The organism is Chryseobacterium sp. FG46, from assembly GCF_057809135.1.
The window spans coordinates 1-12,633 of record NZ_JBMDJJ010000052.1; the positions used below are offsets into that span (position 1 = coordinate 1).

A 12,633-nucleotide genomic window follows, 5' to 3' on the forward strand; every position below is an offset into this window, starting at 1 on the left:
CAATTGATTATCAGCGGTAAAGATACAAAAAATCAAACAATAAAACAAATTAAACGGCTGATAATCAATTAATTATAATAAAAATATTGAATATCTAAAAACAAAAAGTCGGAAGAAAAATCTTCCGACCATGACTGCCAGATGGCAGCCTTTTTATTGTTATATAATCAATCCTGGAAAGTAATATATTTTTTTTCATGCTAATCTTTTTCTTTGGATTTGAAGATTTTCTTTAATACTGAACATGGAAATATTCATAAACAATAAAAATCCGAAAATAAGATAGGAGGCTTCTTTAGAAGCAGTAGTAAACAAATTAAAAATTTTCCCGTATCGGGTAGTTTCAAAATTATTAAAAGTTTCTGCTGGTCCCCAATCTATAGTATCATTACAAAGTAAACATTCATATTCAGGATATTGCACCTTAGGATCAATATAGCTGTAAACCGCAAAAATATGTCCTGTTTTCTCCAGGTCAACGGCATATTGTTCCTGTTTGGCGATTGCCAGATCATTCAGAACAGAGACAAAATCACCATAGGTGTTATTTTGACCTAAAATAAACTCAATACCAGACTCTTTCTCATTTCTTTTCTGAAGATTTTTCAGTTCAGAGACATATGATTTTGAATTTTCTTTAGCAGTACCGGGGACTATTTTTATTTTTTTGTAATTCCATTTTCTTGCAGGTTCAAAACTTGCAAAAGTATTTTTAATCCCCTCTCTTTCTTTGGCAGGAAGTCCAATATCTATCACAGAAACGTTAATATCTTCAGACTTTTGGTTTCCATAATACCAGAATAAAACAGGAATCAGCAGGGCACTGATCAATCCCGGAAAGTAGTATATTTTTTTCATAGTTAGTTTTTTAGCAAAAAAAGAATGAAAATTTTAAGCCAAAAAAAAGTGATCCGAAAACGAACCACTTTAAAAATAATTTTTAAATTCTAAATATTGCCATCTACCAATCCCTTTTTCTCAGAATCCAGTACGATCCCAATATAAAAATAGCACACCACACCAGACATGAAACAAGGCTTTCTGTAGGGTAGTGGAATTCATATTTTATGCCCATCATTTTAGCCATATTTAATCTCATCATCGGATTAGGAATAAGGTTGGACATACTTTCCAGCGGTAAAAGATGTGTTAGGAAAAAGTCGTTCTGAAGAACCTCGTTTCTTTGAGGTCCCTGCATTCCCTTTACTTTTGAATACGTTTCAAGAGCGGTTAAAATTCCTTCGCCAATCCACAACACAAAAAGGGCAAGAAAAACAAAAACAGATTTTCTCAGTAAAATGGAAAGGAACATTAAGAAGCAAAAGAATGTAAATAGCTTCACAAAGTAATTTCCAATGAAGAAAATCTCAGCAAAAACCTTTGCAGATTCTTTTGTATTAGAATATTGATATCCAAGGAAAATAGTAATCCCTAATACAATGGCTGTTGAAACAATAGTGAAAATACTTATCGTCAGTAATTTTGAAGTGATGAATTCTTTTCTGCTCAATCCATCAATCGTATTCTGCTTGAACATTCGGTTGCTGAATTCCTGCGAAATAGAGAAAACAATGATCAGCCCCAGGAAAATTTTCAATAAAGCAACAATCCATGTGGTGAAATTCCAGATTTCCGGGAAATTATAAATTCCCTGTTCCTTTAGGTTAATCGTTCCTCCAAAAATATCAAAATCAACCAACCCAATGAAAAGTAAAGCGATAAGAATGGCGAAATAAAGTATGGTGAAAACCTTAAACGGTTTGTAGTTCAGGTTTTTATAGTATTCCAGTTTTAATAATTTTATCATGATTAATGGGTGTTTTTTACAAGTTCAAGGAATTGAGATTCAAGAGACAGTTTTTTCTTGGTCAAATGAGAAAGATAAATTCCTTTCTCTGCCAGTTTCTGATTCATTGCTGAAGCTGAAATAGAAGCATCATCACGGATCTGAGCCTTGATAAGATCTCCTTCTTGATTGATAGAGGAGAACCACTGAAGTTCGTTCAAAGCATTTAATAGTAATGTATTATTATCAGCTTTCAGTTCAAAATATCCATTGTTGGAAGTCATTTCATCCACGCGTCCGCAATAAATAGAATTTCCTTCTTTTAAAACAATGACATGGCTGCAGATTTTTTCAATTTCATCCAGAAGGTGGCTTGCAATGATAATCGTGATTCCTTGTTTTGCAATATCGCTGATGATGTCTCTGATCTGAATGATTCCTTCAGGATCCAATCCGTTGGTAGGCTCATCTAGAATCATCACTTCAGGATTGTTCAGCATCGCCGATGCAATGGCAAGACGCTGTTTCATTCCCAAAGAAAAGGTTTTGAAAGTATCTTTTCTCCTTTCATACAGATTAACGGTCTTCAGGACTTCGTCAATTCTTGAATAGGGAGTTTTTTTAATTTCGGCCACTATTTTAAGGTTGGTTTCCGCACTTAGATAAGGATAAAAGTTAGGCTGTTCGATAATTGCCCCTATCTTTTTTAAAGTTTCCGGATCAGTTCCTTTTTTGCCAAACCAGAACCAGTCTCCGCTGGTAGGGTTGATAGTTGAAAGCAGCATCCCGAAAGTAGTGGATTTTCCGCTTCCGTTCGGACCCAATAGACCATAAACGTTTCCTCTTTCGACATCAAAAGAAATATTGTTGACCACCACTCTTTTGAATTTTTTTGTCAAATTTTTTACTGATAAAATCTTTTCCATGTAATTTGTTTTACATAGTAGTAGTCTATATAAATTAGATAATGTTACAGAATTATCATAAATCAATATTAATTTATGAACAAATACATTAAATTTGATAGCATTAATCAACAGTTATGAAGCTAATTGAACTGGCAGAAGAATTAAATGTTTCTGCAGAAGCCATCAAACAGTTTATACAGGATTTTGATCTTGAACTGGTAGACTGTGTCAGTACGAATTTTGAAGTAAAGGAAGATTTTGAAAAATTTGCCCGTGAGAATGTAGATTTTTTAAGGTTATATGAAAAAGATCTGGACAAAAATAAAACGCTGGAGCAGATTGCTGAAGTTATCAATCAGCCAAAAGACAAGGTAGAAAAGGTGATCAAAGATAATAATCTCAATATTTTTGATAATGGATTTTTCAAATCCTCCATCTCAAGTTATGGAATTGATAACAAATTGGGTGGGAATTATCAGTTTGTCTATGATTATTTTGGACATAAAACAAGTCTTCAGCAAAGAGATTTTATCGGATACAGAGACCTTTTCTTTTATACCTCCACAGTTTTGGAACCCTTCCTGAATCCACAGCAGATTAAAGATTGGGGAATCAATAAGCCTGCAGGAATTATTCTGTATGGTCCTCCGGGAAGCGGTAAGATATTTTGGGCCAATAAAATTGCTGAAATTATTGGCTATCAGTTTAAAGAAGTCAAAAAACACTATTTGGGAACTTCACTGATTGACGGAAATGAAATCAACTTCAGTGATTTTCTGTTAAATATGATGAAGGAAAACAAAATGCTGCTCTTTATGGACGATTTCGATGAAATTATGATGCAGAGAAGAGCGGAAACAGATGTTGCTTCCTGTAATCTCGAAGCCCAGGAACTTATTCTTCACTACATCGGAAAATTTGAAAAAGAAGGTGTGCTGATGGTAGGTTCTGCCAATTCTGTTTCAGAAATTGACGAAGAAATTCTTGCTCCGGGAAGATTTGATGTGATGATTCCAATATTTCCACCCAACGCTTCTGAGCGCTCAGAAATTATTTTATATTCTATGACCAGAGGATTGGAAGAAGATTCTCTACTTTATAAAATACTTAAAAACAATAAAGCTGACAAAGTTCCTTTCTGGCATGAAATAGCTTCAAAGATGAAAGTATTCAGCAATACGATGCTGATAGACTTTACCCAAAGTTTAAAGAAAAGAATTAAAAACCTGTACCAGAGAACAAGAAACGAAAAGCTGAAAATTGATCAGAAACTTTTAGACAGTGCATTAAGAGATGCAGGATCAAAGCTTACTGAAGAATATCTTGATCAGGTAGCGAGATTTCTTGCCGATGCCATTATCAATAATTTTGATGATTTTAAGTTCAGGATTCAAGCATTAAAGAGCGAACTGGAAACCTACAGAGTTGTTGAAGAACCACAAAGAGCAATCGGATTCCAGCATAATGAGGAAGAGAAAGACAAAGGGTAAGGGAATTCAAAGTTTAAGATTCAAGGTTTAAGGTTTTACTGCATCGTACATTAATACTTATTACATTATACATTTTACAAAAAAAATACTCATTACTAATTACTCATTACTCATTATTTATGAACAGCGTCTGGGAGCTTGATACTTTCTACAGAAAAAGAGACATCATTATTATAGGTGCAGGGTTTTCCGGACTGTGGACTGCCATATCCATCAAAGAAAAATATCCTGAAAAATCCGTTTTGATTATTGAACGGAACGCCATTCCATTGGGGGCTTCCACAAGAAATGCTGGGTTTGCCTGTTTCGGAAGTCTTACCGAAATTATTGCCGATTCGCAGAAAATGGGCTGGGAAAAAACACTGGAGCTTATTACAATGAGATTTGACGGACTTCAGAAAATCCAGCGTTATTTTAAACATGATGAAATTGATTTTGAGCTGAATGGAGGCTATGAAATTGTAAATAATGAAGAACCTTTATCCCGGATTGAAGCAGTTAATGAAAAACTGAAAGCAATCACCGGGCTGGATCAAACCTATACTTTGAAACAGAATAAAATACAGGAATTCGGACTTGGAAAATCTGAATTCCTGATTGAAAATCCCTGTGAAGGAAGTCTGCATTCAGGAAAATTATTACAAAAGCTTTTAGAAAAGTGCCATGAACTCAAAATCGAATTTTTATTTGGTACGGAAGTTCAGAATATTGAAGAAAAAACAGATAAAGTTGAGGTTAATCTTTCCACTGATCTTTCTGTAAAAGCCAATCAACTCATCTATTGCACGAATGCATTCACTTCAAAGTTTCTGGAAAATGAAAATATTATTCCTGCCCGCGGACAAATTCTTCTCACTGAGCCTATAGAAGGTTTAAAACTTAAAGGAACGTTTCATTATGACGAAGGCTATTATTATTTCAGAAATGTAGGAAACAGAGTATTGCTGGGTGGCGGAAGGAATCAGGATTTTAAAACAGAAGAAACAACGGCTTTTGAAACCACAGAATTTTTACAGGCTCATCTGGAAAAGTTTTTAAAAGAAGTCATACTTCCTCATAAAGATTTTAAAATTGCCCTTCGCTGGTCAGGAATTATGGCTATGGGTGAAGAAAAGTCACCTATCGTAAGACAGGTTTCAGAGAGGCAGTTTTGTGCCGTAAGACTTTCTGGAATGGGTGTTGCTTTAGCTCCGAAGATTGGAGAAATGATAGCAGAGATGATTTGATATATGATTTTAGAAATTATAGGCTGGAAGCTAGAAGCTGGAGGTTGGAAGTTAAATACACACCCTAAACCCATACCCTCTAAAACCCTCTTATTCTTAAACTCACAAACCCGTATCTCGAACTCAAAAACTTTAATCCCGGAACTTTAAATCCGCACCTCTCCACTCTAAAAGAATTCCTTATTTTTGCAAAAAAAGAAACATTCGTGATTAACAACGACCAGATAAAAGAAGTTCAATCCAGAATTGAAGACTTACACAGATACCTTCAGATTGAAAAAAAGAAGATTGAAATAGCCAATGATGATGAAAAAACTGCGGCACCCGAATTTTGGGATAATCCAAAAACGGCTGAGGCATTTTTAAAACAGCTTCGTTCCAAGAAAAAATGGGTAGAAAGCTATGATGAAATTCAGACACAGTTTGAAGACCTTCAGGTCTTGGCTGATTTTGCTAAAGAAGATCCGGATTCTGAAAAAGAACTGGACGAAACTTTCCCGCAATTGGTAGAGAAAATTGAAGATCTGGAATTTAAAAATATGCTTTCCAATGAAGGTGATGAACTTTCTGCAGTGCTGCAGATTACAGCAGGAGCAGGAGGAACAGAAAGTTGCGACTGGGCATCCATGCTGATGAGAATGTATACCATGTGGGCAGATAAGCAAGGCTATAAAATCCGTGAACTGAACTTTCAGGAAGGAGATGTAGCCGGAGTGAAGACTGTTACCCTGGAAATTGAAGGAGAATTTGCTTTTGGATATTTAAGAGGTGAAAACGGAGTACACAGACTGGTTAGAATTTCGCCTTTTGACAGTAATGCAAAACGTCATACCAGTTTTGTTTCAGTATATGTCTATCCTTTAGTAGATGATACCATTGAAATTAATATCAACCCTGCTGATATCAGTTTCGAAACGATGAGATCTTCCGGAGCAGGAGGGCAGAACGTAAACAAGGTAGAAACCGCTGTACGTCTTCGTCACGCACCAACAGGAATTATCATTGAAAACTCAGAATCCCGTTCTCAGCTTCAGAACAAAGAAAAGGCAATGCAGCTTCTTCGTTCAAGACTTTACGAAATGGAACTGGAAGAACGTATGAAAGCCAGAAACGAGATTGAAGCCAACAAAATGAAGATCGAATGGGGAAGCCAGATCAGAAACTACGTTATGCATCCATATAAATTGGTAAAAGATGTGCGCTCAGGTCATGAAACCTCAGATGTGGATGCGGTAATGAACGGTAATATCACTCCTTTCCTTAAAGCATTCTTAATGGCCGACGGAACGGCAGTTTCCGATGATGATCCCGACTTATAAAAATCATGTTTGAATTTTAGTTAAAATCTTATAATTAATTTTTGTTTCAGACATTTTAGGCTTACTTTTGTTGTTCATCGATATTTATGGAAGATTTCAATAGCTGGAAGGATTTATTAAACCCGGAGTTTTATATTAAAATGGGAGGGTTTTGGCTGATTTTGTTTATTGTTTTTGCTGAAACAGGCCTTTTTGTAGGATTTTTTCTACCTGGGGATTCACTACTGTTCGTTTCGGGAATTTATGCCGTTGAAATCATCAAAGAGACTTTTGGCTCTACAGGGAGCGATTTCTTAGATACCACATTACTGGCTTCCGGAGTGGCTCTTGCTGCTATTATTGGAAATGAAGTAGGCTACTATTTCGGAAGAAAAGCAGGACCAGCTTTGTATAAAAGACCGGATTCAATGCTTTTCAAGAAAAAATACCTTTATCAGGCACACGATTTCTTTGAAAAACATGGAGCATTAGCTGTTATTATGGCAAGATTTTTACCGGTTGTAAGAACTTTTACTCCCATTGTAGCAGGTATTGTAAAGATGGATAAAAAAGAGTTTTTAAGAGATAATATTATTGGAGCTGTATTATGGTCATTCATTTTGATCTTTGCAGGGCATTATCTGGATAAACTTTTCATGGACCAGTTTGGAATCAATCTAAAACAAAAACTGGAATATATCATTATCGTCATTGTATTGGTAACGACACTTCCGGTCATCTTCAAGTTTGTTTTCGGAAAAAAAGAAGATCTTTCCAAATATGAAGACCAGGACTTTGAATAAATAAGAAATTCAATCAAAATATATAGCCGTCTCAAAATGAGATGGCTTTTTTATATATAAGAGATATTATTTTTTACCACGCAAAGCTCGCAAGGTTATTATTATGATCTGTTACTTTTCGTTCGCAGAGGCGTTTCACTTAGCTAGGTAACCTGCCTTGCTGAACGAAGTGTCTTTGCGACCGAGAGAATATAAGCATTAAAATTCTTTGCGACCATAGCGTTTTAAATATACCTACCAGGCAAAAATTGTTTTTATAACTAGATGTTTAAAGGATTTTTATGAATGATTGTTTAAAATAGTTGTTTAATTACTCTTTAATCCATTCCAGGATATTAGGATAGATAATGCTGTCTCTTTTTCTTTTACTGAAAAATCTGGGTGCATGCCCGGCTCCTTTCATGAAAATGAATTTGTGAGGAATATTCATATTCGTAAGTGCCGAATCCATGGCGATTCCCTGATGCTGGTTGACCAGTATATCATTGTTTCCCTGAAACAGCAAGGTAGGAACATTGGTAATATTGGCAATAGGGCTGGCTTCTTTAAAGGCTTCAGAAACATTGTTCCGGTCAAATTTAGTTCCTACTACTTTTTGAAAAGTGGGAGAAGTATATTTAGAATAAAACGATTTAAGATATTCTGAGCTGTAAAAATCTGTTGGTCCGCTTAAAGAGATAATTTTTTTGATCTGTTCAGGATGCTGGTATCCGTAAAGTAAGGCAAGGTGTCCGCCGGCACTTTCTCCCAGAAGAATGTAATTGTTAGGCTGAAGCTCGGCTTTTTCCGCTAAAGAGTTGAATTTTTCAATGGCCAGTGCAATATCATCAAGCTGTTGTTTATAAGTAATTTTCTCCTTTGCAGAAACCAGTCTGTAATTCATATTGATACTGGGAATTCTGTTTTCAAAAAGCATTTTCTGAACCTGGATCATATGTTCTTTTCTGCCTAAAGTCCAGGCTCCGCCATGTACAATCAGCACAACAGGAGAATTTTCAGCATAATCTTTGGGAAGAAAGACATCCATTTTCTGTCTTTTATGTTCACCATATTTCAGATTGTAAATCTTCTGCTGACCTCCGGTACCGACCCAAACCCTGAATTTAGTATTACAGGACTGCAGCACGAAGCCAACACATCCCATAGCGAAAAAATGATACCGGAGAACGAGTTTTTTCATAGAGTAAAAATAAAGAAATATTATTACAATTCCTTATACAGATCATTGGCATAATTGTAGACAGATCGGTTGTATCTGGGCAAATGGCGGGACATTGCTTTTAAACTTAATGATAGTGCTTCCTCGTATTTTCCTGCTGAAGAAAGTGACAGGGCTAAAAAAGAATCTACCGCATCGTTCAGTTCATCAGAATAATGGGCTTTTTCTTCCCTTAAAATTTGAATGCTTTCCTCTGTTTTTCCATTATTTCTTAGGGTGCTTGCCAGCTGGATTCTTGCTCTTCTTCTTCGTAGACCGGTTAATCCTTTATCTAATGCTGATCTGTACAAAGGTTCTGCTTCTTTTTCATGTCCGGTGGAGTCAAAAGCGCAGGCTCTTTCAAAATCGGCAATAGCCTGGGAATTGTTATTGGTAAGTAATTCTACATGATCTTTAATTTGCTGAATAAACGCTTTATTGTTTATCGTTCCAAGTTTTAGCCATATGCTTTTTAATTGGTTTTCCCAGTTTTCATCCATTGAATAGATTTTAAACAAAGATATAAAATATTGAAAGTGAAGGATTGCTTAATGATTCTCATAATTTTCAAAATTATTGTCATATTATGAATCCAAAAACGGAATTAAATAATTATTTTTGCTGAACTTAACAAAGATTAAAAAATTATTAAAATATGGCATCAGGCTTTTTTGCTATTTTGGATGATATTGCAGCATTGATGGATGATGTAGCAGTTACCAGTAAGATCGCTACACAAAAGACAGCAGGAATTTTAGGAGACGACCTGGCTGTAAATGCAGAAAAAGCCACTGGCTTTCTTTCTTCCCGGGAAATTCCGGTTTTATGGGCAATTACAAAAGGTTCTTTTATCAACAAACTGATCATTCTGCCTATCGTTTTTTTACTCAATTGGTTGTATGCTCCGGCTATTAATTATGTCTTGATCCTTGGAGGATTCTATCTGGCTTTTGAAGGCGTTGAGAAAGTAATAGAATTTCTTTTTCACCGTGAAAAAAAGGGTCATGAAGTTATAGAGGAAATTGAAGAAGACCAAAAAAGTTCTGAAGACATTGAAAAAGAGAAAGTGAAATCTGCAATTACAACTGACTTTATTTTATCGATAGAGATCGTTATTATTGCTTTAGGAACCGTATTGGAAGAAAGTCATCCTTTCATTACGCAGATTTTAGTAACGAGCCTGGTTGCATTTATCGCTACTGTTGGAGTCTATGGAATTGTAGCTTTGATCGTAAGAATGGATGATGCAGGGTTTAAATTAATAAAGAAAAGTAACGATAAAGGTTTTTTCGGGATGCTTGGACATGTATTAGTGAAGGCTTTACCTATTGTTATTAAAATATTAGCAGTAGTAGGAACAATTGCTTTAATAATGGTTGCTGGTGGAATTTTTCTACATAGGATTGAATTTTTCCATGGTATACTTCCAACTTGGCCGGATGTTTTGAAAGAGCTTACCCTTGGTGTTGTTGGTGGATTGGCAGCAGTTGCCGTTTTTACTTTAGGAAAAGGAATTTATTCTTTAGCCACCAAAAAATAAACAGAATTAGAATTAAATAATCAAAAGTCCTGTATTCGAGAGAGTACAGGACTTTTTTACAGGTTTATTCGATATTCCAGCGCTTGATATTGGCTATAATTGATATCTATGAAATTTTGTTTAACATAAAGAATTCATTCAGTATCTTTAGTTAAATCAATTAAAGTTGATGGGCTTATCACTTTAATTAACACTCGAGATTAATAATTAACATGATAACCCTTCGACAGGCTCAGGGGATAACCCGAATACCAACCGAAATTGGTAAGCCTTGTCAGGCTGAGCCTGTCGAAGCTATTGTTACTAAAAGGAAAGGTCAAAAAAGTTGAAATCAAATAAATTGATCTCCTATAAGCCTACGTTTGTTTATAAAGCTTTTTCAGTAACAAATTGGCCATTGTTTACTTTCATTGCTACAAAACTGGAGCTTTTCTTCAAAGCAAAAAAGAGACTTTTTAAAAGTCTCTTTTTTTATATTAATTGAATAAATCTTTTACTTTATCAAAGAAAGTTTTTTCCTTTCCGGAGGGTTCTGCAACCATTTCTCCGCTGGACATCTGCTTTTCAAAGAAGTCTTTCTGATCTTTAGTAAGCTTTTGCGGTGTCCATACATTGATGTGGATGAACATGTCTCCTTTGCCATAACTGTCGATGCTTGGAAGCCCTTTTCCTGCCAATCTTAAGATTTTTCCGGATTGAGTTCCCGGATCAACGGTAATTTTTACTTTTCCGCCTACGGTAGGAATTTCTTTTTTCGTTCCTAAGGCAGCTTCAGCAAATGAAACATACAGCTCCTGATGAAGATTATCACCTTCTCTCTTGATCGTTTGGTCTACTTCCTCTTCAATGATCACCAATAAATCTCCCGGAACACCTCCAAATGGAGCATCATTTCCTTTTCCTCTTACATTAAGCTGGATACCGTCTCTTGCTCCTGCCGGAATGTTGATTGTGATTTCCTCTTCATCTTTAATAAGGCCTTGTGCATTAGCTCCTGCCGGAATTTTGTCAGCAACTTTTCCAATTCCCTGACAAGTACCACAGGTAGTTTGGGTCTGCATCTGACCAAACATGGTATTCATTACTTTTAGCTGAACACCAGAACCATTACAGGTAGGACATGTTTTTGAAGTGGCACCTTCTGCCATCTTCATTTTTTTAACTTTGATGGTTTTCTGAGTACCATTTACCATTTCCTCAAGGTTCAGCTTGATTCTGATTCTTAAATTAGAACCTTTCACCTGCTGACGGCCACCACCGCCGCCACCGAATCCTCCGAAACCGCCACCGAAAATATCTCCAAACTGGCTGAAAATATCTTCCATGTTCATTCCGCCTCCGAAGCCTCCGCCTCCGAAACCACCATTCCCTCCCATTCCGGCATGTCCAAACTGGTCGTATCTGGCACGTTTCTGATCGTCGCTCAGAACTTCATAAGCCTCAGCTGCTTCTTTAAATTTTTCTTCAGCCTCTTTATCCCCTGGATTTTTATCCGGGTGAAATTTGATGGCCATTTTACGGTATGCTTTCTTTATTTCGTCGGCAGATGCAGATTTGCTGATCTCAAGAACCTCGTAATAATCTCTTTTTGACATGACAATTTTATAATTGATTGTTGATAAATGATAAAAGATATTCTAAAGCTAATAAGTGAAACATTCAATTATCACTCATCATTTATCATTTATGAATTTTAATTTCCTGTTACTACTTTTGCAAAACGGATTACCTTATCATTCAAAGTGTATCCTGTTTCAATAACGTCTACGATTTTTCCTTTCAAATCTTCCGTTGGAGCAGGGATCTGGGTAATCGCTTCATGGAAATCAACATTAAAGCTGTCACCCGCCTTTACTTCCATTGTTTGTAAGCCTTTTTCGGTAAGTTTATTCTTGAATTTCTGATAGATAAGCTCTACACCTTGCAGGTCAGCTGGATTTCCGTTTTTAGCGATTTCTTTTAAAGCTCTTTCAAAATCATCCAAAACTCCTAACATTGAAACCATCATTTCCTGGTTGGCATACTGGAAGAATTCCATCTTCTCTTTGCTCGTTCTTTTTTTATAATTTTCGAATTCAGCATACAATCTGATGTAACGGTCTTTTTCTTCTGCCAAAAGTTCCTCTGGAGAAGGAGCAACTGTCACATTGTCTTGAGACGATGCGTCATTCTGAACATTGTTTTCTTCCTGATTATTGATGCTTTCTTCGTTAATATCCTGGTTTTCCATAATTCAATATTTATTTACTGATTGTTTGACAAAGAGCCTGCCAAATCCAAAATCTGGACATTAAGGCAGAAAAATAAATGGCTATGAATAGTGAATAAATCAATCCGCTTCGCTTGTGAATTTGTTGTAGTGTAGGATTAATAATTGACTTTGC

Annotated in this window: 12 protein-coding genes; 5 read left to right on the forward strand and 7 right to left on the reverse strand. The window is 35.8% G+C overall.

Annotated features, from left to right (window positions below; translation table 11 throughout):
* Positions 1-195 precede the first annotated feature (195 nt).
* The 3 genes from ACODR7_RS20970 to ACODR7_RS20980 all read right to left on the reverse strand — a co-directional run bounded on the left by ACODR7_RS20970 (position 196) and on the right by ACODR7_RS20980 (position 2,712).
* Entirely contained in the window at positions 196-858 is a 663-nt protein-coding gene (locus ACODR7_RS20970) for a hypothetical protein (protein WP_488842158.1), read from the reverse strand.
* Between the two features lie 103 nt (positions 859-961).
* The gene (locus ACODR7_RS20975; protein ID WP_488842160.1) at positions 962-1,807 is read right to left on the reverse strand and encodes an ABC transporter permease; all 846 of its coding nucleotides are present in this window, start codon (positions 1,805-1,807) and stop codon (positions 962-964) included.
* Between the two features lie 2 nt (positions 1,808-1,809).
* On the reverse strand, positions 1,810-2,712 hold the full coding sequence (locus tag ACODR7_RS20980) for an ABC transporter ATP-binding protein (protein WP_488842161.1): 903 nt from the start codon (positions 2,710-2,712) through the stop codon (positions 1,810-1,812).
* Between the two features lie 116 nt (positions 2,713-2,828).
* Here ACODR7_RS20980 and ACODR7_RS20985 point away from each other — a divergent pair, with 116 nt between their 5' ends.
* The 4 genes from ACODR7_RS20985 (at position 2,829) to ACODR7_RS21000 (ending at position 7,511) form a co-directional block, all read left to right on the forward strand.
* Complete coding sequence (locus tag ACODR7_RS20985; protein ID WP_488842163.1) at positions 2,829-4,184, forward strand: AAA family ATPase; 1,356 nt, start codon at positions 2,829-2,831, stop codon at positions 4,182-4,184.
* 119 nt (positions 4,185-4,303) lie between these two features.
* The gene (locus tag ACODR7_RS20990; RefSeq protein ID WP_488842165.1) at positions 4,304-5,410 is read left to right on the forward strand and encodes an NAD(P)/FAD-dependent oxidoreductase; all 1,107 of its coding nucleotides are present in this window, start codon (positions 4,304-4,306) and stop codon (positions 5,408-5,410) included.
* Between the two features lie 206 nt (positions 5,411-5,616).
* Complete coding sequence (gene prfB / locus ACODR7_RS20995; protein ID WP_488842167.1) at positions 5,617-6,729, forward strand: peptide chain release factor 2; 1,113 nt, start codon at positions 5,617-5,619, stop codon at positions 6,727-6,729.
* Positions 6,730-6,815: 86 nt separating this feature from the next.
* On the forward strand, positions 6,816-7,511 hold the full coding sequence (locus ACODR7_RS21000) for a DedA family protein (protein WP_488842169.1): 696 nt from the start codon (positions 6,816-6,818) through the stop codon (positions 7,509-7,511).
* Positions 7,512-7,821: 310 nt separating this feature from the next.
* Here the strand turns inward: ACODR7_RS21000 and ACODR7_RS21005 are convergent, their stop codons facing one another.
* Together ACODR7_RS21005 and ACODR7_RS21010 are read right to left on the reverse strand one after the other, a co-directional pair.
* Positions 7,822-8,691, reverse strand: a complete 870-nt coding sequence (locus tag ACODR7_RS21005) for an alpha/beta hydrolase (RefSeq protein ID WP_488842171.1) — start codon at positions 8,689-8,691, stop codon at positions 7,822-7,824.
* Positions 8,692-8,714: 23 nt separating this feature from the next.
* Positions 8,715-9,209: a tetratricopeptide repeat protein gene (locus ACODR7_RS21010; protein WP_488842173.1), complete on the reverse strand. Its 495-nt coding sequence runs from the start codon at positions 9,207-9,209 to the stop codon at positions 8,715-8,717.
* A gap of 155 nt (positions 9,210-9,364) precedes the next feature.
* On the opposite strand from ACODR7_RS21010, the gene ACODR7_RS21015 reads away from it, so the two are divergent.
* Positions 9,365-10,249, forward strand: coding sequence for a DUF808 domain-containing protein (locus ACODR7_RS21015; protein ID WP_488842175.1), 885 nt, complete (start codon positions 9,365-9,367; stop codon positions 10,247-10,249).
* Between the two features lie 476 nt (positions 10,250-10,725).
* Here ACODR7_RS21015 and dnaJ read toward each other — a convergent pair whose 3' ends face one another.
* Both dnaJ and ACODR7_RS21025 read right to left on the reverse strand, forming a co-directional pair.
* Positions 10,726-11,844 (reverse strand): molecular chaperone DnaJ, encoded by a 1,119-nt coding sequence (gene dnaJ / locus ACODR7_RS21020; RefSeq protein WP_488842177.1) that lies wholly within the window; start codon positions 11,842-11,844, stop codon positions 10,726-10,728.
* A 98-nt stretch (positions 11,845-11,942) separates the two neighbouring features.
* Positions 11,943-12,479 carry a nucleotide exchange factor GrpE gene (locus ACODR7_RS21025; protein WP_076595706.1) on the reverse strand — a complete coding sequence of 179 codons (537 nt, stop codon included), beginning with the start codon at positions 12,477-12,479 and terminating at the stop codon, positions 11,943-11,945.
* Positions 12,480-12,633: the final 154 nt, after the last annotated feature.

Coding starts and splice junctions, on each gene's coding strand:
- ACODR7_RS20970 (WP_488842158.1), bottom strand. CDS start 858: ATGAAAAAAATATACTACTTTCCGGGATTGATCAGTGCCCTGCTGATT.
- ACODR7_RS20975 (WP_488842160.1), bottom strand. CDS start 1,807: ATGATAAAATTATTAAAACTGGAATACTATAAAAACCTGAACTACAAA.
- ACODR7_RS20980 (WP_488842161.1), bottom strand. CDS start 2,712: ATGGAAAAGATTTTATCAGTAAAAAATTTGACAAAAAAATTCAAAAGA.
- ACODR7_RS20985 (WP_488842163.1), top strand. CDS start 2,829: ATGAAGCTAATTGAACTGGCAGAAGAATTAAATGTTTCTGCAGAAGCC.
- ACODR7_RS20990 (WP_488842165.1), top strand. CDS start 4,304: ATGAACAGCGTCTGGGAGCTTGATACTTTCTACAGAAAAAGAGACATC.
- ACODR7_RS21000 (WP_488842169.1), top strand. CDS start 6,816: ATGGAAGATTTCAATAGCTGGAAGGATTTATTAAACCCGGAGTTTTAT.
- ACODR7_RS21005 (WP_488842171.1), bottom strand. CDS start 8,691: ATGAAAAAACTCGTTCTCCGGTATCATTTTTTCGCTATGGGATGTGTT.
- ACODR7_RS21010 (WP_488842173.1), bottom strand. CDS start 9,209: ATGGATGAAAACTGGGAAAACCAATTAAAAAGCATATGGCTAAAACTT.
- ACODR7_RS21015 (WP_488842175.1), top strand. CDS start 9,365: ATGGCATCAGGCTTTTTTGCTATTTTGGATGATATTGCAGCATTGATG.
- dnaJ (WP_488842177.1), bottom strand. CDS start 11,844: ATGTCAAAAAGAGATTATTACGAGGTTCTTGAGATCAGCAAATCTGCA.
- ACODR7_RS21025 (WP_076595706.1), bottom strand. CDS start 12,479: ATGGAAAACCAGGATATTAACGAAGAAAGCATCAATAATCAGGAAGAA.